The organism is Streptomyces sp. NPDC107454 (assembly GCF_055582885.1).
The window spans coordinates 1-21,430 of record NZ_JBVJPA010000036.1 but is presented as its reverse complement, the minus strand read 5'-3'; the positions used below and the strand labels follow the sequence as shown (position 1 = coordinate 21,430).

9 protein-coding genes, 6 pseudogenes and 1 riboswitch are annotated in these 21,430 nt (G+C 66.5%); of the genes and pseudogenes, 7 read left to right on the top strand and 8 right to left on the bottom strand.

Translation table 11 applies throughout. The features are described 5' to 3' along the window. Window positions 1-6 precede the first annotated feature (6 nt). The 6 genes and pseudogenes from gcvP to ACZ69M_RS49420 all read right to left on the bottom strand — a co-directional run bounded on the left by gcvP (window position 7) and on the right by ACZ69M_RS49420 (window position 9,354). Window positions 7-2,864: pseudogene (gcvP, locus tag ACZ69M_RS49445) on the bottom strand (aminomethyl-transferring glycine dehydrogenase). Window positions 2,865-3,014: 150 nt separating this feature from the next. Then, window positions 3,015-3,107, bottom strand: a riboswitch (glycine riboswitch). 819 nt (window positions 3,108-3,926) lie between these two features. Next, window positions 3,927-5,321 (bottom strand): substrate-binding domain-containing protein, encoded by a 1,395-nt coding sequence (locus ACZ69M_RS49440; RefSeq protein ID WP_470060267.1) that lies wholly within the window; start codon window positions 5,319-5,321, stop codon window positions 3,927-3,929. Further along, complete coding sequence (locus tag ACZ69M_RS49435) at window positions 5,302-6,336, bottom strand: ABC transporter permease (protein WP_470060266.1); 1,035 nt, start codon at window positions 6,334-6,336, stop codon at window positions 5,302-5,304. The genes ACZ69M_RS49440 and ACZ69M_RS49435 overlap by 20 nt, the downstream gene beginning before the upstream one ends. Continuing rightward, window positions 6,333-7,361: an ABC transporter permease gene (locus ACZ69M_RS49430; RefSeq protein WP_470060265.1), complete on the bottom strand. Its 1,029-nt coding sequence runs from the start codon at window positions 7,359-7,361 to the stop codon at window positions 6,333-6,335. Before ACZ69M_RS49430 ends, ACZ69M_RS49435 begins: the two co-directional genes overlap by 4 nt. Next, on the bottom strand, window positions 7,358-8,923 hold the full coding sequence (locus ACZ69M_RS49425) for a sugar ABC transporter ATP-binding protein (protein WP_470060264.1): 1,566 nt from the start codon (window positions 8,921-8,923) through the stop codon (window positions 7,358-7,360). Before ACZ69M_RS49425 ends, ACZ69M_RS49430 begins: the two co-directional genes overlap by 4 nt. Before the next feature lie 11 nt (window positions 8,924-8,934). Continuing rightward, on the bottom strand, window positions 8,935-9,354 hold the full coding sequence (locus ACZ69M_RS49420) for a hypothetical protein (protein ID WP_470060263.1): 420 nt from the start codon (window positions 9,352-9,354) through the stop codon (window positions 8,935-8,937). Between the two features lie 1,509 nt (window positions 9,355-10,863). Between ACZ69M_RS49420 and ACZ69M_RS49415 the strand changes: the two are divergent. From ACZ69M_RS49415 to ACZ69M_RS49405, 3 genes and pseudogenes are all read left to right on the top strand, one after another. Then, window positions 10,864-11,223, top strand: a pseudogene (locus ACZ69M_RS49415) (transposase); the annotation flags it as partial. A 422-nt stretch (window positions 11,224-11,645) separates the two neighbouring features. Then, window positions 11,646-13,295, top strand: coding sequence for an IS4 family transposase (locus ACZ69M_RS49410; protein ID WP_470060262.1), 1,650 nt, complete (start codon window positions 11,646-11,648; stop codon window positions 13,293-13,295). 255 nt (window positions 13,296-13,550) lie between these two features. Further along, window positions 13,551-13,703 (top strand): annotated as a pseudogene (locus ACZ69M_RS49405) (IS110 family transposase); the annotation flags it as partial. A gap of 108 nt (window positions 13,704-13,811) precedes the next feature. Here ACZ69M_RS49405 and ACZ69M_RS49400 read toward each other — a convergent pair. Continuing rightward, entirely contained in the window at window positions 13,812-15,668 is a 1,857-nt protein-coding gene (locus ACZ69M_RS49400) for a ricin-type beta-trefoil lectin domain protein (protein WP_470060261.1), read from the bottom strand. 483 nt (window positions 15,669-16,151) lie between these two features. Between ACZ69M_RS49400 and ACZ69M_RS49395 the strand changes: the two are divergent. From ACZ69M_RS49395 to ACZ69M_RS49380, 4 genes and pseudogenes are all read left to right on the top strand, one after another. Beyond that, window positions 16,152-17,074 (top strand): annotated as a pseudogene (locus ACZ69M_RS49395) (sugar ABC transporter substrate-binding protein); the annotation flags it as partial. Then, window positions 17,074-17,570: pseudogene (locus tag ACZ69M_RS49390) on the top strand (PfkB family carbohydrate kinase); the annotation flags it as partial. The pseudogenes ACZ69M_RS49395 and ACZ69M_RS49390, both read left to right, overlap by 1 nt. Then, window positions 17,553-18,600, top strand: a pseudogene (locus ACZ69M_RS49385) (aldo/keto reductase). The pseudogenes ACZ69M_RS49390 and ACZ69M_RS49385, both read left to right, overlap by 18 nt. Continuing rightward, entirely contained in the window at window positions 18,591-19,292 is a 702-nt protein-coding gene (locus ACZ69M_RS49380; RefSeq protein WP_470060260.1) for a FadR/GntR family transcriptional regulator, read from the top strand. The pseudogene ACZ69M_RS49385 and the gene ACZ69M_RS49380 overlap by 10 nt, the downstream one beginning before the upstream one ends. A 132-nt stretch (window positions 19,293-19,424) precedes the next feature. On the opposite strand, the gene ACZ69M_RS49375 is transcribed toward ACZ69M_RS49380, so the two are convergent. Then, a complete protein-coding gene (locus ACZ69M_RS49375) occupies window positions 19,425-20,960 on the bottom strand; it encodes a hypothetical protein (RefSeq protein WP_470060259.1) in 1,536 nt (511 codons plus the stop codon). Window positions 20,961-21,430: the final 470 nt, after the last annotated feature.

Below are 21,430 nucleotides of genomic sequence, written 5' to 3'. Positions count from 1 at the left end.
GTCGGGTTACGACGCGAAGGACTCGGGCGGCGGACAGGAGCAGACCAGGTTGCGGTCGCAGTGTGCCTGGTCGATCCGGCCGACCGGCGGCCAGTACTTGTCCGGTGTGGCGCCCGCCGGGAAGACGGCACGCTCGCGCGAGTAGGCCCGGGTCCACTGACCGGCGATCGCGGCCGCGGTGTGCGGCGCATGCCGCAGCGGGCTCCCCTCGAGGGTCCACGTGCCGGTGTCCACGAAGTCGATCTCCGCACGGATCGAGATCATCGCCTCGCAGAAGCGGTCCAGCTCCTCCAGGCTCTCGCTCTCCGTCGGCTCGATCATCAGCGTGCCGGGAACCGGGAAGCTCATCGTCGGCGCGTGGAAGCCGTAGTCGATCAGCCGCTTGGCGATGTCGTCGACCGTCACGCCCGTGGCGGCGGTGGCCGGGCGTACGTCGAGGATGCACTCGTGCGCGACGAGACCGGCCTCGCCGGCGTACAGAACGGGGAAGTGCTGTGCGAGGCGGCGGGCGACGTAGTTGGCACTCAGCACGGCTGTCCGGGTCGCCTCGGTCAGGCCGTCTGCGCCCATCATCCGGATGTAGGCCCACGGGATCGGCAGGATGCCGGCACTGCCGAACGGTGCGACGCTCACCGATCCGATCCCGTCGCGGCGCTCGGTGTCAGGGTGCAGCGGATGGGTGGGCAGGTACGGTGCGAGGTGCTCGGCCACCGCCACGGGGCCGACGCCCGGTCCGCCGCCGCCGTGTGGGATGCAGAATGTCTTGTGCAGGTTGAGGTGGGACACGTCGCCACCGAACCGGCCGGGCTGGGCGATCCCGAGCAGCGCGTTGAGGTTGGCGCCGTCGACGTACACCTGCCCGCCGTGCTCGTGCACCAACTCGCACAGCCCGGTGATGCTCTCCTCGTAGACGCCGTGCGTCGAGGGGTAGGTCACCATGATCGCGGCCAGGTCGTCGGCGTGCTGGGCGCACTTGGCCTCGAGGTCGTCCAGGTCGACCGTGCCGTCGGGCCGCGACGCCACCACGACGACACGCATCCCGGCCATGACCGCGGAGGCGGCGTTGGTGCCGTGCGCACTCGCCGGGATCAGGCACACATCACGTCCGGCCTGGCCGTTGCTCTGATGGTAGCCGCGGATCGCCAGCAGGCCCGCGAGTTCGCCCTGCGATCCGGCGTTCGGCTGGATGGAGACCTTGGCGTAACCGGTGACCTCGGCCAGCCATGTCTCCAGCTGGTCGATCAGGGTCAGGTACCCGGCCGCGTCCGTGCGGGGCGCGAACGGGTGCAGGTCCGCGAATCCGGGCCAGCTGACCGGCTCTATCTCCGTGGTCGCGTTGAGTTTCATCGTGCAGGACCCGAGCGGAATCATGCCGCGGTCCAGCGCGAAGTCACGGTCGGACAGCTTGCGCAGGTAGCGCAGCATCGCGGTCTCGGAGCGGTGCTGGTGGAAGACGACGTGGGTGAGGAAGGGAGAAATACGCAGCAGCCCCGTAGGAAGCGCCGTTGCCGTCCCGTCAGCCAAGGCGTCCAGGTCACTGCCGGCGCAGCCGAAGGCGTCGAGCACCAGGTGGACATGGTCCACCGTCGTGACCTCGGAGCAGGAGACGCCGACGTGGTCGCCGTCGACCAGCCGCAGTCGCAGGCCCTTGTCATGCGCGGCTGCGACGACATCCCCAGCACGGCCGGGGACGCGAACCAGCAGGGTGTCGAAGAACTCACGGTGCACCACCGTGATGCCGTTCGCCCGCAGACCCGCGTCGATGAGCGTGGCGTACCGGTGCGTCCGTCGAGCGATCTCGGCCAGGCCATCGGGGCCGTGGTAGACGGCGTACATCGACGCAACCACGGCCAGCAGCACCTGCGCCGTGCAGATGTTCGAGGTCGCCTTGTCGCGCCGGATGTGCTGCTCGCGGGCCTGCAGAGCGAGACGGTACGCCGGCCGGCCGGTATCGTCCACGGACACGCCCACGAGTCGGCCGGGCAATTGACGTTCGAGTCCTTCACGGACCGCGATGTAGCCGGCGTGCGGCCCGCCGTAGAACAACGGGACACCGAACCCCTGGGACGAGCCCACAACGATGTCGGCGCCGTATTCGCCTGGCGGCACGAGCAGGGTGAGGGCCTTCAGGTTGGCGGTCACCGTGACCAGCGCTCCGCGCGCCTGCGCCGCTGCGGTCACCTCGCGCAGGTCGCGCACCGCGCCCGAGCAGCCGGGGTAGGCCAACACCACGCCGAAGAAGTCGTCTTCGGGCAGCGGCTCGGCGACGTCGATCTCGACGACCTCGATACCGGCCGCGTCGGCACGCGTTCGTAGGACGTCGAGGGTCTGTGGCAGGGTGTCACGGTCGACCAGGACATGGGGACAGCTCTTGCGGGCGACCCGGCGCATGGCCGTGACGGCCTCGGCAACCGCCGTACTCTCGTCGAGCAGCGAGGCGTTGGCGGTCGGCAACCCGGTGAGGTCACCCACCATGGTCTGGAAGTTGATCAGTGCCTCGAGCCGACCCTGGCTGATCTCCGGCTGGTACGGCGTGTAGGCGGTGTACCACGCAGGGTCTTCCAGAACGTTGCGCCTGATCACCGCTGGGTGACGGTCGCGTGATAGCCGAGGCCGATCATCGCAACGGCCACAGTGTTCTGGCCCGCCAACGCCAGGAGTTCGGCACGGGCCTCCGCCTCGGTCGCGGCGGCGGGCAGGTTCAAGTCGGAGGTGCTTCGGATACCACTCGGAACGGCGGCGTCGATGAGGCTGTTCAGCGTCGGGTAACCGATTTCGGCCAGCATCTTGGCCCGGTCGGCGTCGCTGATGCCGATGTGACGGGCAGCGAACTCTCCGGACGCGGAAAACCCAGGTGGGATCATGATGGGAGGCTCTCTCATGGGGGCACCGCGAACGCGGCGCACTGGAAAGGTGACCTCCCCGCTCTGTCATCGGTACCTGAGAGCTTCACCGCCGGTTCGGCGGTTTGCACCGCGGGTGCAGGACGAAACGTCCTGTCTTTCCAGAGTCGCCTGGCCGAAGCGGCAGTTGTGCCTGAGAGATTCTGTGGAGAGTTGCTCCTTCGGCGCCGCGCACAATGGCGCGGGCTCTCCCGCTTCGGTTCGAGCAGCGTAATTGAGTTGTCGCAGTTGACCGTAGTGTCAGGCGGTAGTTGCGTCAATCCCCACTGGCAGAGCTCGGTCATGCTCCGCAGTCATCTGACAATGCACGCAAGGATTTCGGCATTGTCGGGGGATGATCGATCGCCGGTGGACGAGGCGGGATCCACGACTCGCTGCGCGTGCACGCCGTCCTCAGGCGCGAGGGAACCCATGGCCACCGTCGTTCCGGACCTGGTGCTGTCCAGTCTGGAGAACGCCTCGCCTTCCGTGACGTCGAGCCCGCCAAGCTCATTCATCACGCGGAAGGTTGCTGACAGTACCCATCCACAAGGTTCGCAACTTGCCTGCTGAGAGCGGCAATTGGCGGATCGTCGGCTCCGCCGGGGACTCGTACGACAACGTCCTCGCCACCACGGGCCGAGGCGAACCTGGTGTTCTTCGAGTACATCGGCGGACCCTGAGGTGAAAACCTCCCGAAGCCTGACCTTCAAATGCGGGAGGGTTTCACCTCAGGGCCATCGACGGCTTCGGCAACCGGCGCATCCATGAACGGCTGGACTTCCTCGGCCCATCGAGTTCGAGGAGAAGCGGGACGCCGAGCAGGCATTGGCCGAACGAGCGAACCTGAAACCCCGTCAACCTGCCCTGACCCCGGAACGGGAAGCCAGACCCGGACGATCTGCCATTCTGCCTCCGCCATGTCCGAGCCGCGAGCACGAAGGAGTGTGGCAACAGGGCCTCCCGGAACAGCTCGTCGGGTTCGACGACCCCGAGCTACCGTGAGGCTCTGCCTCCATGCGCCGACTGCAAGCGGATGGCTTCTCAGCTCTTGGCACAGCCCTCCACGCCCTCGGGGAGCTTCGCCTTGGACCAGCCCTTCGGACATGCCGTGCGGGTCACGTAGCGGTGTGCTGGATCCTGCTCGTAGTCGCGCAGGTAATCGGCCGTGTAAGGATCGGCCTTCTTCCCCGCGAGCGGCTTGCCGGTCTGAGACGCACTGAGGGAAGACTCCGGCAGCATTATGTTGAAGATGTCGGCCGTCTCCTCATCGCCCACCTTGCCAGGCGGGAAGACGTTGCATCCCTCGGTGTAGGTGTCCTGCTCGCAGACCTTGACGTTCTTGCCCGTGACGATCTTGTAGGGGACCTCGATGTCCATCGGGATGCCGTGGGGACCGTTGAGGAGGACCGCGAGTGCGACCTTCATACCGATGCCGCCCTGGGCGGGGGGCGATCCGATGCTGATGCCCGGCCATCCCTTGAGGAGCTGCTCGCGGAAGTACTGCGAGGTCTCACCGCTCACGGGGATCTGCTTGCCGGCCGCCTTGAGTGCCTTGACGCAGCCCGACTCCCCGTAGCCGCACCATATGCCGCTGACATTCGGGAACGAGGCCAACGCCTTGGCGGTCTCCTTCTGCTGCTGTGCGCTGTCCCAAAGACCGGTGTACTCCGTTACGATCTTGGCATTGAGGTACTGCGTCAGCGCGGCCTTTGCGGAGTTGTAGTGGATGTTGTCGGTCGACGTCCCCACAACACCGTGCGAAACGAAGATGTTGCCTTTGCCTCCGAGGAGTTGCATCAGGCCCTCCATGGAGTTGTATCCCATGAAGGGGTGCTTTGATCCTTCGGGTTTCGAGGTGAGGTAGGAGACGTTGTGGACACAGGGCTCCGTGACGGTTGCGTCGTACGACACGACCGTGACGCCCTGGGTGCAGGCGTTGCGGTAGGCGGCGTTGATCGCCGTCGGTGACAGGGGGTAGGTGACGATGGCGTCGGCGCCGGCAGCGACCATCGACTGGAGCTGTGAGATCTGGGCTTGCGGGTTGGGGTCGGTGAGTTCCTTGCGGACCTCGACGCAGTCGCTGTAGGGCTTCATCTTCGCCACTGCCAGGCCGAGGTTCTCGGCCTCTTCCTGCCAGGCGTTGCCGATGTTGAGCGCGCTCATGTACACGATGTACTTGCCGCCGGCTCTCGGCGCCTTGCCACCGTCGGGGACACAGCGGGATGCCGCGGCGTTCGAGCCGCCACCGCCACCCGCTCCGCCCGCGCATCCCGCGAGCATGAGGACGGCCGCAGTGAGGGACGCTGCAAGCCCAAACCATCTTCTTTTCATGGTTGCCTGACCTTTCGTCATGGCGATGTGGTCGACGTATACGGCATACCGAAGCGTCGAAGGACAACAGGGAGTGAGTGAACGGTCAGGATCGTCGGCCGGCATGTCTGCGAATGGACTTCCGCAGACCTTCGTTGCTGGCCTTCATGAGGAGGAGCGCCAGCAGCACGACGGACCCGTAGAGCACGAGTCGCCAACCTTGTGAGAAGCCCGTGGCCTGGATGACGACGGTGATCGTGGTGAGCAGTACGCAGGCGGAGAAGGTCGCCTGCCAGAAGCCGTAGCCGCTTCCGATCACCGTGCCACCGACGAGAACCGCCGCGATGGCGGGCATCAGCCATTCAGTGCCGAGACTGATCTGGGCGTTCTCCGAGAACCCCAGAAGCATGATGCCGGCGATACCTGAGGAGAGGGCACCGACGACGTATACGCTGACCTCGACTCGCTGCACAGGAAGACCAGAAAGCCGGGCAGCCGCCCGTGAGCTGCCGAGCAGGTGGGCCGTCCTCCCGAACCGTGTCTTGGCCTGTACGAGGTACCCGAGCACACCGACGATCATGAATACGAAGACGGGGATCCCGATCCCGAACAGCTTGCCGCTGCCGCTGAACAGATTGCCGATCACCTGCGGTGCGGCCGGGGATCTGCGCCCGAAGGTGAGGCCGATCGTCACACCGGTCAAGACGCCCCCCATTGCAAGGGTGACGATGAACGCGGGGATATGGAACCTGGCGATCAGGTAACCATCGACCAGCCCGACGACCGCCGAGACCGCCAGTGCCAGCAGCACAGCAGAGACGACGCCGTGGCCGTAGACGCGAGTCCACAGGGCCACGATCGTGGCGGAGAGCGCGATGACTCCTGGGATCGACAGATCCAGCCCACCGATGAGCATCACCAGGCCCTGGCCGAACGCGATCACTGCCAGGAACAGGCTCTGCGTGGCGATGGCCGCTGTCGCAGCCCATGAAGGCAGACCGGCGCTGAAGAAGTGGCCGACACACAAGGTGACTACCGACAGCAGGAGCAGGATCACAGGCCGGGCGACCCCCGGGGAGCTCAACTGAGCCTTCCACGAGAGCGGGGGATCGACGTTGATGTCGGTCGTTGTCGTCGTCATGACGGCCTTCCTCCAACCAGAGGTTCAGGCTGCGGAGCAGGCTCGGGAATTTGGTCGAGATCTCGGAGCATGGCCTGCTGGTTTTCGCTGCGAGCAGCGACCGCACCCACCAGGACAGCCACGATGATGAGCACTCCTGTGAAGATGTCCTGGGCCCAGTCACTGATACCCACCACGAACAGCACCTTCGGAATGGAGACCAGCGTGAGTCCGCCGAGGATGGTGCCGATCGCCGAGCCGCTCCCACCTGCGAAGGCGGTCCCGCCGATCGCGATGGCGGCGAAGGTCTCCAGGAGGTACGCGGAGCCGATCGATGCGTCGGCGGACTGAATGGCGGCACACATGAAGACCCCGGCCAGCGCGTACAGACCACCCGCGATGGCGAAGATGCTGATCCGGACACGTGGGACCGAGACACCGGACAAGTGCACTGCTTCCTCGTCCTGGCCGACGGCGTACATGTAGATACCAAGCCGCGTGCGCTTGAACACCAGCCATGCCACGACCAGCAGGGCGAGCACGATGAAGGCTCGCGGCACGGTCGACTGCGGCGTGTTGACCGCATCGATGAGTCCCTGCGGAACATGCCCACCGGGCATGGGCAACAGGATGAGTGACACGCCGTTGAGAATGATCAGGCTCGCCAGGGTCACCGCGATCGCCGGCAACCTGCCGACCACCACGATGAGCCCGTTGACACACCCGATGAGCGTGCCGAGCAGGACCATGACCAGCGCCGCCACCCAAGGATTGCTGTCGCTGAACTTCGTGGCAACCAGGACATTTACCAGGGTCACGACACCGGCAGCGGAAAGGTCGAACTGACCCGAGATTATGACGAGCGTGACACCGAGCGACGCGACCACCAAAGGAAGCGCCAGTACGACCCAGCTGTTGATGAGGTAGGAGTTGAGCCCACCGAGTTGGTAGTAGTACCAGAGGTACATGAAGACAGCCAGAATGAGCACGGCGCGGGTCGTGCCGTTACGCAGCCCCCGGCCCAACAGGGAAAATGTTTGATTCACCGGGAAACCTCCCCCGATCTCACGGTTGCTGTTTCCTCCGCGGCCGGCTGCCAGGCCTGTGGCGATGCCGTTCGCCTGCCGACGGCGGCTGCCATTACCGCAGACTCCTGCATCGTGTCGCCTTCCAATTCGGCGACGACACGACCGCCGTAGAGAACAAGAATGCGGTCGCACATACCAATGAGTTCCGGGATCTCGGTGGAGTACAGCAATGTCGAACAGCCTGCGGCCGAGGCGTTTCGCAGCGTTCTGTACACCTCGAGTTTGGCCGCGGGATCGATCCCTCGCGTAGGATCGAACATCAGCAGAACTTCCGCTCCGGAAAGAGCGGTGCGGGCCAGGATCGTCTTCTGCTGGTTCCCGCCGGACAGTTGTCCGACATCCTTGCGCAGGAAGCCTTCTCGAAGGTAGTTCGCACGCCCGGCCTCACGCGAGGTCTTGAGCTCTGCCCTCCGCCGGATCATCCCGAATTTCGAAACCTTCGGCAGCGCCGGCACCGAAATGTTCTTCACCGAAGTCATGTCGGCGAAGATTCCCTCACGCTTGCGTTCCTCCGGCACCAGGGCAATACCAGGACCCGACCTCAAAGCCGCTTTCGGGGAGCCCAGCTTCGCAGGGACGCCGTCGACCACGACGGACCCTGAGGACATGGAGATCGCGCCGGCCAGTGCGTAGAACAGCTCGCGCTGCCCCTGGCCTTCGAGACCGGCCACACCGAGGATCTCGCCGCGCCTGAGGGTGAGACTGACACCTCGCAGTTGTGGCTCGACACATATGTCGGCAGCCTTCAGGACCGTTGGCGCGCCGGGATCGGTAGCGGACTCTTTCGGTGGGAAAGCCACCTGGATCGACCGTCCGATCATCTGCGAGATGATTTCGTCGTGCTGGAAACGGTCCCTGGTGAACCCGCCGACGATCACACCGTTGCGCATGATGCTGCCTCGGTCGCACAGCTCCTCGATCTCGGCAAGCTTGTGCGAGATGTAGAGCACCGAAGCACCACGCGCTGTAGCGGCCCTGACGTGCCGGAAAATCCAGGCTGTGTCCGGCAGCGCCGCGGTCGGCTCATCGAGGATAAGGATGCGCGGCTCTGGGTGGAGGGCCCGCACGATCTCCAGGCGCTGTTGCGCGCTGAGCGGCAGTCGGCCGGCGAGCATAGCTGGATCGATGTCGTTGACCTCCCAACGACGCAGGATCTCGGCTGCTCGCTTTTCGACGGCCCGGCTGCGGACCACGCCTGCACGGGAGGGGAGTTCCGCGATGAGCAGGTTCTCCGCGACGGTGAGGTTGGGAAGGAGTGAGAGCTCCTGGAAGGCGGTGCGAACGCCGACATTGCGCGAAATGCGCGGGCTGCCGAGCTTCATGGCCTCACCGTCGAGACGGACCTCGCCCGAGTCGGGAACCACCATGCCGGAGAGGACCTTCACCAGCGTGGACTTGCCGGCACCGTTCTCACCGACAAGCGCGTGAATCTCGCCGGGCGAGACCTTCAGCTCCGCGTTCCTCAACGCGACGGCATCACCGTATGTCTTGTTGAGCCCGATCACCTCAAGTGCTGTCACGGGCATATTCCTTACCGTAGTAGATATGGATTTGATCCAGGATCATGACAATGCCGTAGAGGCTGCCCATTGGCCTCTTGTGGGACCAGCTGGCGCGGAGGGTTGATGTCGTGACCTTCCGCGGCGGAGGCGAGTCGTTTGAAACCCAGATGCTCGTCCGCTGTGAAGATCGACTCGCTCTGGCTGAGCTCCGTCTTGAGCGTGTTCGTCACTGCGGCGTTCTTGAATGTCTCGTAACCAGCGACGGGCTCCGAGAGCGGCGTCAGGAAGCTGATCAGGATGGGGGGATCGAGCGTGCCAGCCTCGATCGCCTTCATCAGCTGCGGGATCTTCAGATACGACGTGATACCGGTGGTGATGGTGACCTGCTTCGCCCACGGCTTCTCCGTGTGCGGCGTCATTGGTTCCTCATGGGCGCTGATGCCGGCCATACGGCCGCCCGAACTACCGGCCCCTGCTGCAGTCGCTCCTTTCCTACTTGGGGTGCTTACTGTGGTCACAGCATGTGTGCACGCCGCCGTACGTTCTCTGTGTGGGCACACAGAAATTTGAGAATCAGCTGTGCGGCTCTCTATTCCCCCGCTTTCGAGTCGCCGTCTACGGCCGGTCCGGTGCCCCTGCGTGTTCGCGAGGAGCTGGACGATGCCGATCTCCGTGCCGAAGTCGCGCGATGCCGCGGACGGCACTCAGGCCAGCCGGTTCCAGGGTGGTCACTGCGCCGCCGTCGACGGGTCCGTATGCGCGGCCGCCCCTGAGCCATGGCCCGCCGGCCGTCGGTGACGTCAGCGCAGGTGGTCTGCCGGGGGCTGTCCCACACCGCCTGCTCTGGCAGGGCGATTTTGCGGTGATGCAGGTGACTCCGGCCTGCTGCGGCGAGACCGCTACGAGCTCTCCGACCTGCTTGAGCGCAGCCCGCCGCGGCGTCGTGTACCCGCGAGGGCGGCTCTCACATTCCTCCCTGGCGTTGTCCTCGGGACATTCACTGTCCCCAGGCCAGGAGGAGCTCCACCCGCTGGTACTGCACTCCGACCGACCACGACGGATCCTGACAACAGCCCACCAGAGTTCGGTCATCAATGACGTCGCCCTCGAGCTCGGGCGCGGTGAATGGTGGCCCCGCTTGGGGAGAACGCTCGGGAGGGACCACCCTGGCCCACCTTGTCGCCGGCCTCCACCTACCCCAGCTGGGCGTCGTTGGCCCCATACCTTGGGCGCGAACATGACTCTCGGCCTGACCGGCGCCGAGGAACACGTCCGGACCGCTGCCCGGGACAGCGGTGCCGACTCCCTCGCCAGCCGGTTGCCCCACGGCTACGACATGTTCCTGGAACGCAGCCTCCGGGACGGCCAAGACCTGTCCGGTGGACAGCGGCTACGTCTCGCCCAAGCTCGCGGCTTCTACCCCAACACCCCTGTGCTCATCTGCGACGAAGCCACCGCCGCTCTCGACCCCCGTGTCGAGCCCGCGCTGTTCGACCGCATCCGCTGCCTCGCCCGCGGACGTACCGTTCTGCTCATCGCCAACTGCATAGACGGCGTTCGCATGGCCGACCGCTCACCTCCTCGAACACAGCCAGATGGCGGAATCCCGCACCCACACCGAACTCATGGCATGCCGTGGCTTCTACCACGACCTCTACATCCTCGAGGCATCCACCTACACCCGCGACTGACCCCCCGCTTCAACGCAGCACCATGCCTTGAGGGTTCGGGGCGTGTGATGTGACCCAAACGGCGGAAGTCACGCTGGTGTTGCCCGGCGCGGTGCCGTACGCCGAGACTGCCCAGAATCCAGGACAGCGAACAGGCCCTTGGCTTGGCGTTTAACGTCGCAGGTCACCCGACCTGCTGATCTGTGGTTCTTTCCGGGACAGCGGAGGCGGCCGTTCTCCACGCTTCGAGATGTCGAGTCACGAAGTACAAGAGAACGGCCGCTGTGTATGAGTCTGTCTGTCGATGCGTCCGCTGGCGAGGCGTTGGACGTGTTGTCCCGCTTTCGGGTCGAGTTCTACGAATGCCTCTACGCTCGCGCGGATGCGCTCTTCGAGCTCACTGACGCGGTGCTGTGCGCGGACGGGCCGGTGAAGACCCTGGTCGAGTTATCGCTGGCGGTCGAGCACCGGCGCGGACACGGGGCCCTGTACGCGGCATTGGACCGCGGCTGGCTGGAGCCGACGCGCCTGCGCCGCACGCTGGCTGGCCTGCCGCTGCCGAGGGCGGCCGACGGCCGGATCGTGCTGGCCGTGGACGTGAGCAACTGGCTCCGTCCCGATGCCCCGACCAGCGACGAGCGGCTGTTCTAATTCCTTATTGAGCACTCCGGTGGACCCGGGTCGGGTCACCGGGGTGTTCGAGTGGTGAGGTCTGTTACGCGTTCTTCGAGCGGGTCGGTGGAGCCTCTGGTTAGAGCGTGCGGGCGGGTCTCGAGAGCGGCGGCGCGCCTTCACGACCGTCACCACCGCGAGCGGTCTGTTGCCGGCGTTCGTGGGTGCCGGGCGGACGCCTTCGGCTGTTCGGGCCTTGATGCCTCGTGGCAGACCGGCGACGCCCGGCGCCTCCGAGCGTCAGCAACCACCACGATGATCCCTCAAGGCCGCGAAGTTAAGGATCGCGGGGTCGGCGTCAAGTGGTCGACGCGGGCGGGTGATTGGGGGGAAATAGAGCGAGACCTCTGCGTGGTTCAGGGATCGACCAAGATCATCCTGAAGAGCAGAGGTCTCGCGTGCCCAAGTGTGCCACGGTCGATGCAACTCGGACTGTCACCGTCGCGTCGGACGTCTATGCACCCGGCCATCTCGGCGAGTTGACACAGGTGCTGCCGTTCGAGCTGGTGGATTCAGTGCTGGAGGAGACCGGGGCGACTCAAAGACGGTTGCGGTTATTGCCCTCCCGGACCGGGGTGTACTTCGTGCTCGCCCTAGGGCTCTTCGAGCGAGTGGGCGCTCGCCTGGTGTGGGACAAGATGGTCGCCGGGCTTGGCGGGCTGCCCGTGGTGTCCCCGTCGGAGAAGGCCCTGCGGGATCTGCGCCGCCGGATCGGGGTGGCACCGCTGCGCGCCCTGTTCGAGGTGCTGGCCGGCCCGCTGGCCCAGCCACGCACTCCCGGCGTGCGGTACCGCAAGTGGCGCACGGTCGCCTTCGACGGCTGCAGCTCACTGCGAGTACCCGACGAGGATCGCAACCGCAGTTGGCTGGGCAAGAGCCGGGCCCGCTTCGGCCTCGCCGGCTATCCGGCACTCATGCTGATGACGTTGGTCGAGACCGGCACCCGTGGCCTGCTCGGCGCCGCCTTCGGCCCCTCGAGCACAGGCGAAAACGCCTACGCGTTGCGCCTGGTCCACCTGCTCAAGCCGGACATGCTGGTGCTGACCGACCGCGGATTCGACAGCGGTGACTTCCTCGAAGCCGCTGTCGCTACGGGCGCGCAACTCCTGGCCCGCGGTAAGTCCACCCGCCGTCCCCCGGTCCTCGCCACCCTGCCCGACGGCTCCTACCTCACCCAGATCTACCGGCTGAAGCTTCGAGTGATTGAAGCCAAGGTGACGGTGACCGGCGCCGACGGCACCGTGGTGAGCGATCATTACCGGCTCGTGACCACCCTGACCGATCCTCGCACCGACCCGGCCGAGGCTCTGATCTCCCTCTATCACGAGCGGTGGGAGATCGAATCGGCGTACTTCGCCCTGCGCCACACCCTCCTGCGAGGCCGGGTGCTGCGCTCCAAGGACCCCGTCGGCATCGAGCAGGAGATGTGGGCCCTACTGGTGCTCTACCAGGCCATCCGCACGGTGATGGTCACCGCCGTGGAGACCCGGCAGGGCACCGATCCCGACCGGGCCAGTTTCACCATCGCCCTGGAAGCCGTCCGCGACAGCGTCACCACCGCGACAGGAGTCCTGCCGCCAACCACCGGGCCGGTCGACCTGGTCGGGCGCATCGGAGGAGCTGTACTCGCCGGCCTCCTGCCACACCGACGCGCCCGCTTCAGCGCGCGCACCGTCAAATCCGGGATCTCCCGCTACCACACCTGGAACGGCGAAGGCCGCTCCAGGACCTCGACTAACATCACCGCCATCGTGGCGAAGATCCATCAGCCCGGACCGCCCCGCGCGACACCAACGGGCCCGGAGGACATGGGCTTCCCGGCCCCGGCTCCGGGCCGGTCCACAGCCGTCATGGCGATCATGCACTCGGCACCAGAGCGAGCATGGCGTGCTGCCGATATCGGTCGCCCACTCGGTATCACCAATGAGAAGGCCCTCAACAGCTTCCGTGTTCAGTTGGCCAAATGGGCACGCCAGGGGCTGCTCACCAAGACCGCCCCAGCCACGTACAGGCTTGCCTCGCCAACACCCTTGACGCCGACCCCATGATCCTTAACTTCGCGGCCTTGGATGATCCCTCGTTGGTGTTGGTGGGACGAGCCCACTGCACGGTGACCTCTCGATACGTCCGAGCCGTTCGAGTTCCGGCATAGACCGAGGCCCGCGTGGTGCGCTGGTGCCACGAACACGGCTAGTGAGGCGTAGGCCCAACCCTGTTGTGGTTGAGGCCCGGAATTAGGTCGCCGCGTGGCCCGCATGCGCTCGTGACCAGCGCAAACACCTGCATCATGGGGAGGAACTACCGTGATCTACCGCGGAATCGACTGGGCGGAAAGGACGCACGACGTCGCCCTGGTCAACGACGCCGGCGAGTTACTGGCCAAGCGGCACGTCACCGATGACGTCGCTGGTTACAAGATCTTGCTGGATCTACTTCTGAGGGAGTTCGACACCACGGAAGCCTCCAGGGCAAGTGGGTGTTGCGGGGGATCGTGCCGGCGATGTACGGCACTGGAGGAGGGGCGCGGCGCGGGCGGGGGGAGGGGGTGCGCGCCGCGCCCCTGGTCAGGCACCGGAAGCGGCGGACCATTTCTGGTTGGGGTTGCCGGTGCAGCTCCACAGCTGCACCGGGGAGCCGTTCGCCGTGCCGTTGCCGGTCACGTCGAGGCAGAGACCGGACAGGTCGTTGGTGACGCTGCCGTCCGCATGGAATGTCCACTTCTGGCTGGTGCTGCCGTTGCAGTCCCAGGTGATGACCTTCGTACCGTTCACGGTGCCGTTGCTCGCGGCGCCCAGGCACTTGCCCGCGATCTGCAGCTCCCGGCTTCCGGAGTACAGGTACTGCTGGTTGGCGTTGCCGGAGCCGCAGTCCCAGATGTACTGCTGGACTCCGTTGGCCGGATTGTTCGTGTCGTCCAGGCAGCGGTTCGAGCCTTGACCCGCGATCTGCGCGGCGGCGTTGCGGGGGCTCTTGGCGAAGGTGACCGTGGCGTGCGAGGGGAGCGTGTAGGAGAAGGACCCGGTGCCGTTCCAGGTGGTGGTGAAGGTGGTGGCGGAAGAGTTGTTGTTGTATGCCACCAGTGCCTCGCCGCCATCGGGGTTCTCGTAGGCCTGGGCCCAGATGCCGCCGCCGTCGGTGTAGCCGATGCGGGTCGCCCCGGGAGCGACGAACTTCGAGAACTGGCCCAGCTGGTAGTAGTTGTCGGTGTACGTGGCTTTGCCGGTCGCCTGGTCGATGGTGACCAGCCCGGTGCAGTTGTCACAGCCGACGCCCATCTTGGGGCCGCCGTTCGTGTCCAGGGCGAGGTTCCACAGCAGTGCGCCGTTGGCCCAGTTGAAGGTGGACTCCAGAGCGAGCTGAGTGGCGTTCATCGGGGCGATGCCGGGACCGGTGGAGCACTCGCTCTCGTAGATCTGCTTGTCCGGGGCGGTGTTGTGGAGGGTGGTCATGTTGCCCAGGTCGTTGCGGTAGCAGTGCCACGCGGTGCCGTACAGCGCATCGCGTGTCGCATGGTCGTTCAGCAGCGCGTTGGCGTAGGCGACGTCCACGTGATCGGCGTCCCCGCCCAGGATCTTCGTGGCGCTCAGGCCGGCCTGCCGCAGCGCCGGAGCCAGGTTGTCGGCGATGAAGCTCGCCTCGTTGCTCGCGGGCCACAGCATGGCCGAGTACGTGGTCGGGGAGATGGTGGGCTCGTTCTGCGGGGCGACGCCCCAGACGTTGACGCCCTTGGCCTTGTACTCTTGGAGGAACTTCACGTAGTACTGCGCCAGCGGCCCGTACATGTCGGAGCGCACGGTGCCGTTGTTGGTGCCGAGCATCGTGTTGGTCGTCTTCATCCAGGCCGGCGGGCTCCAGTTGTTGGCGAAGAGCTTCATCGCCGGGTTGAGCGCCTGGGCCTGCTTGATGACCGGGATGACGTACGCGTCGTCGTGCGCGGTGGAGAAGTTGGCCAGGGTGGGGTCGGCGACGCCGCCGTTGTCGTCGTACGAGTAGGCGCCCGGGCTGGAGGACGGGGTCGCGGTGTAGTCGGAGGAGCCCATCGGCACGCGCATCAGGGACAGGCCGATGCCGGAGCCCCTGCTGAACAGGTCGCGCATCACCTGGTCGCGGGTTGGCGCGTCGAGTTTCTTCTGCAGCAGGTAGGCCGAGGTGTCGGTGAAGGCGGCGCCGAAACCGTCGATGGTCTGGAAGGTCTTGGTGTCGTCGACCGTCAGGTTCACCGGCCCTGACGACATCGGTCCGAGCGGGATGCTCGGCTGCGGGGTCAGCGCCTGACTCAGGTCCGGCGTCGTCAGCGTCACCCCGATATCGGGGCTTGCGGCGGCTGCCGGCGTTGCCAGCACTGTCAGACTGCCCGCGGCGGCCATGACCAGTGCGGTGACCTGTGCGCAGGTCCTGTGGAATCGACTTTTGAGCAGCATGGAGAGTCCCTCTTCATGCAGGGGAGGGGCGTAGACACACGTATGGCGGGTGTTCATGGGGCTGGAGCGCCGGGTGTTATGGATGAAGGTCGGGCACGTAACCCGTCGGTGTCAACGGTTGTGCAGGGATGAAAAGGTCTTCCTTGAGGGCGTGCACGCCCGTTTTGCTGGACTAAGTGACTATTCGGGGAGGTCCAGACATGCCATGTTTTCGTTTTCGATGGGCACCTCCGCGTCCGTGACGCCTGCCCCGCTGATGGGAGGAGTACTCGACTCATTGATGGGATGGATCTGAGTTGACCTCCGGATCCTGAGCCCTCCGTAGCGCCTATCGGCTGGTCATACTCAAGTGTTGCCTCGCAAAGTATGGGCACGCAGCTGAACACCGTTTAGAAACATCCCATCTCTTGGTGAGATGGCGCGCCGCTGTCGCACAGGCGAAACGTCGCCCATCGTCCACCGGCTCAGCGCGAGGAAAACCCCATGAGACTCAGATCCGCCGTTTACCCAACTGTCTCCGCCCTCTGCGCCATGGTGCTGCTCAGCGCTTGTGGCGGAAGTTCGCAGACGGCGTCCACGGCGAGTGGCGCGCCGCTGGTCGGCGTCGACTACCCCCGTTCCGACACGGACTTCTGGAACTCGTACATCAAGTACACGCCCAGGTGCGCGGGACAGCTGGACCTCTCCCTCAAGACAACCAACTCGCAGAACGGCGTCGCCAAACTCACCGCCAACGCGCAGACGTTCATCAGCCAGGGTGTCAAGGGCATCGCGATGGCCCCGCAGGACACCGCCGCCATCGCCCCCACCCTCGCGCAGCTGGAGGCGAAGAAGATCCCGGTCGTCACCGTCGACACCCGCCCCGACAGCGGCAAGGTCTTCATGGTCGTCCGCGCCGACAACCGCGCCTACGGGGAGAAGGCGTGCCAATACCTGGGCACGAAACTCGGCGGCAAGGGCAAGGTCGTGATGCTGGAGGGCGGCCTCGACTCGATCAACGGCCGTGACCGCACGGAGGGTTCAACGACTGCATGAAGAAGAGTTACCCCGGCATCAAGGTGCTCGGAGAGGCCACCAACTGGGATGGCGCCGTCGCCGCTCAGAAGCTGCAGACCGACCTGACCGCCAATCCGGACATCAAGCGCGTCTACATGGAGTCCAGCTTCGCGCTGTCCGGCACTCTCCAAGTGCTCAAGCAGAAGGGTCTGCTGGTCGGCCCGAAGGACAAGAAGCACGTGTTCGTTGTGTCCAACGACGGCATCCCCGAGGAGCTCAAGTCCATCGCGGACGGCAAGATCGACGCCACCGATTCCCAGCCGGCCGATCTCTACGCCAAGTACGCCCTTTACTACCTGAAGGCCGCGATCGACGGGAAGACGTTCAAGCCGGGCAAGACCGACCACGACAGGCGATGGCCGCCGCGCGCCGCCACGGCGTGACCGTCTCCTGCGACCCCAACTACCGCGCCAGCCTCTGGGTCGACCGGGGCGGCCCCGAACAGGCACGCGAGGTCGACCTGCGCCTCGCCCGGCACGCCGACGTCATCGTGGGGGCCCTGGGCCTGGCCGGGAAACACCCGGTGCGGTGCTCATCGGCGCGGACGAGGCGCCGGACGCGCTCGGCGAGGTGGCCGGGCGCCCGCCCGGGGCGAGAGTACTGGCCACGACCCTGCGGGAGGTGCCGTCGGCGGGCGTGAACGACTGGTCGTCGGCCGCCTGGTCCGCGAAGACCGACTTCGTCGCCGGCCCGCGGATGCCCGGCCTGCACGTCCTGGATCGCATCGGCTCCGGCGACGGCTTCGCTGCCGGACTGATCTACGGCCTGCTCACCGGCGCATGCCTGGAACGGGCCCTCGCCTACGGCACCGCGCACGGCGCACTCACCATGACCACACCCGGCGACCCCGAGGAACCGCTCTTGCGACACCGGAAGATCACCGACACGACCGTCGAACTGACCGAGCTCGGCTTCGGAGCCTCCGTCATCGGCAACCTGTACCGGATCACCCCAGCCGCCGACGCGGCCGCCGCCGTCGAGGCGGCCTGGAAGGCAGGCATCCGATACTTCGACACCGCACCCCACTACGGCCTCGGCCTCTCCGAGCACCGACTGGGTGCGGCGCTGCGGAAGCGGCCACGCGACGCGTACGTCGTCTCCTCCAAGGCCAGCCGGCTCCTGGTCCCCAACGAGCGGCCCCGAGGCGTCCGACAGTGAGGGCTGCGTCGTACGCGACGACCTGCGCAGGGAGTGGGACTTCAGCCGCGACGGCGTGCTCCGCTCCATCGAGGACACCCTTCAGCGCACGGGTCTGGCCCGCCTGGACATCGTCTACCTGCACGATCCCGACGACCAGTGGCGGCAGGCCGCCGACGAGGCCATGCCCGCGCTCGCCGACCTGCGCGACCAGGGCGTCGTCGGGGCCATCGGCGTCGGCATGAACCAGTCGGCCATACTCGCCCGCTTCCTGCGCGAAACCGCGGCCGACGTGGTGATGCTCGCCGGGCGCTACACCCTCCTCGACCAGTCGGCGCTCGACGACGTCCTGCCCGCAGCACTGGAGCTCGGCAGGAGCGTCGTCGCGGTGGGAGTGTTCAATTCGGGGCTGCTCTCCCGTGACCGCCCCGCGCGGGGCATGAAGTACGACTACGAGGACGCCCCGCCGGACCTGGTGGCCCGCGCTCTGGCGATCGCGAAGGTGTGCGAACGGCGCGGCACCACCCTGCCCGCGGAGGCGATGGCGTTTCCCTTCACCCACCCCAGTATCATCAACGTCACTCTCGGGATGCGGAGCCCGGAACAGGTCATCCGCAACGTGGAACTCCACCGGCGGCGCCTTCCCGAAGGTCTTTGGGACGATCTTCGTCTCCAGGGCTTGATCAGGTCGGACGTGCCCGGCCATGAGACGCGCGGAGGGGGTTCGCATTGTCCCTGACGGACAAGGCCATAGCGCAGCTCCGCGAGCTGATCCGGACGGGCGCGCTGCCCCCGGGCTCTAAACTTCCTCCCGAGCCGGAGCTGGCGGCCCAGCTGGGGCTGTCGCGCAACCTGGCCCGGGAGGCGGTCAAGGCACTGGCCGTGGCCCGGGTCCTGGAGGTCAGACGCGGCGACGGCACCTACGTCACCAGCCTCCAGCCGAGCCTGCTGCTGGAGGGCCTGGGCGGTGCCGTGGAACTGCTCCAGAGCGACTCGGGGGCGCTGCTGGACCTGATGGAGGTACGGCGGCTGATGGAGCCGGCCGCCACCGCGCTGGCCGCGACCCGGATCTCCGACAAGGACCTCGCCGAAGTGAAGCGGCACCTCGACGCCATGCGCGAGGCCCGCGACGACGTGGAGCAGCTGAACGCCCACGACGCGGCGTTCCACCGGGCCGTCGTCTCGGCCACGGGCAACGAGTCCCTGCTGACCCTCCTGGAAGGCATCTCGGGCCGCACCCTGCGCGCCCGTATCTGGCGCGGCCTGGTCGACGACCAAGCGGCCGGCAGGACGCTTGCGGAACACGAGGCGATCTTCACCGCCTTGGCCGTCCGGGACGCCGCCCTCAGCCATGCGGCCGCTCTGCTGCACGTCAGCAACACGGAGCAGTGGCTGCGAGAGCACCTGCGCTCCACCGACTCCCGCCCCTGAACCGGTCAGTGTGCGACTGACCCCGGCAGGCCGGAGCGGCGCGGACCCCTGGCGGTGCCCACCCCCACCCGCGCAGGACACGGGCAGAGGCGTGCCGCTCGAGTGGGCAGGCTTGTGGTGGCGAGCGACAGATCAGTCCCCGGCAGTCGCGCGGACGCGCACCGTGGTCGGAGGAGTGCAGGACTGCTTGTCGCAGGCCTGTATCCGTACGGCGAGGTCGACCGTGTCCGCGGTGCCGCGGAGTGTGAGCGGTACCGCGATCTGCCCGTAGAGGTGGGAGTCCTCCGACTCCGGGAAGGCCGGCGGCGTCACGGTGACGTGATCGGACGTCACCTCCACGGAGGTGACGATCCCGTCCGTGGCACCGGGACCGTAGATGTAGAAGCCGGGCAACAGGATCAGGTGCAGGACGAGTTGGAGATCGTCGCCGACGCGGTACGCGGTCACCCACATATAGGCCGGGCCGGCCTCCTCGGTGCCCATGCGCGGAATGGTAAGGGTGGGTAGGTCGTTCCGGGCGATCCAGCGGTACCCGGCCCAGTCGGAGAAGAACATCCGACCCCGGTGCTCGGCCAGCCAGTCCCTCTCCGCCGAGGCGTCCTTGAGGGTGCGGCGGGTGTAGCGCTCCCACAGCCGCCGCACCCGGTCGCCGATGACGCCGTTCTCGTCCAACTGCACGGCGAGCGTGTCGAGCAGCGCCGGGTCGTCGTTGGCCAGGCCGACGGCGACCAGGTCCTCATCGACCATGAACTGCCCGTCGTAATGGACTCCCTCGCGGCGGAGGAAGCCGCTGTTCTCGGCGTACCAGGCGAGTGCCGACTCAGCCGTCGTGCCGATGCCGTCGGGGATCACCTCGCCGAATGAACTGGTCAGCAGCTCCTGTGGATCTCCTGCCTGGGGGTGGCCCAGGAAGCCGAGGAAGGTGAGCAGTGTGTCGCGCGACCATTGCACGCGCAGCGCTTCGACGGGTGCGCCCGCGTAGGACTGGATGTAGTGCAGGCAGTTGACGAACAGAGCCTTGCCCAGGTCGGTCAGAGTCTCGGGGTCGTCGTGGAATCCCCACTGCAGGAACCGGGCCTGGCGTGCGACGGCGCTGTAGTCGTGAGCCTTCATGTTGATGCCGCCCAGGATGTGCTCGCAGTCGGGCGAGTCGAGGAACCCGGCGCTGGTGGAGACCAGGCCCGGGAGTTCGTCGCCCGGGGGCGCGGCGTGGATGTCGGTGACCGTGAGTTCCTGCGGCGGGGTCTTGGCCGGGTACTCAAGGAAGTTCTCGGGGGTGGGGATGACCTGGGTGGTCAGTGCTGGCACGGGCCTGGGGCCTTGGAAGATCGGGTGGGCCACGACATCGTCGTCGACGATCGCCTGGTGGTTGAGGCAGCGGCACCCCCACTCCCAGCCCAGCTTGAGACCGATCGCATCGCTGACATTGGCGCCCGCGCCGCCGATCAAGACGGTGGGGAGCGGCAGGTCGGAATCGGTGAGCTCCTCCGGAGGGTAGGGCTCCACATCCGGGTCGCCGTCCACGATCGCGATGTCGCTGCCGGTGAAGTCGAGGGAGCCGAGATCGGCGATGCTCGCGACCTTGACGGTGGCGAGGTACTCCGAGAGGAAGGCGGTCCATCTGTCCGCCCGTTCGGTTCCGGGCTGGCCGATGTAGAGCGCGCGCATTGTCGACGCCTTTCTGGGAATCAGGTTTCGAGGCATGCCGAATACCGCCGCCGCAGCCGAGTACGGAGCGCTGAGGGAAATCGGCAGAGAAGAGAAGAAGGGGGGCGAAGAAGACGGCGGACAGGGGGGTCAGATGCAGTGGCCGCCCATGCACAGGCGGTCAGGCGGGCAGTCCTGGTCGGAACCGCACAAAGAGTCGTCCGGGCTGAACCAGCGGGCCCGGAGGTCGGGCGGTGCCGCTCGGCGGCGGTTCTTGTGGAGCGGGATGATGTCTGCGGTGGACTCTCGTGTCGTCGGAAGTTCGGTCCGGGCGGCGGTCATCGCTCGGTCCCGCGCCGTGTCGTGGGGGAGTTCCGCCTGGTCAGGGGCGTCGAGCGGATGCTGTCGCTGTCGAGGATGGCCTCTGTCACCAGTACTCGGGACTGCGAGATGTGCAGTGCGGCGGCATCGGCGGCCGCCTTGTGGTCGCC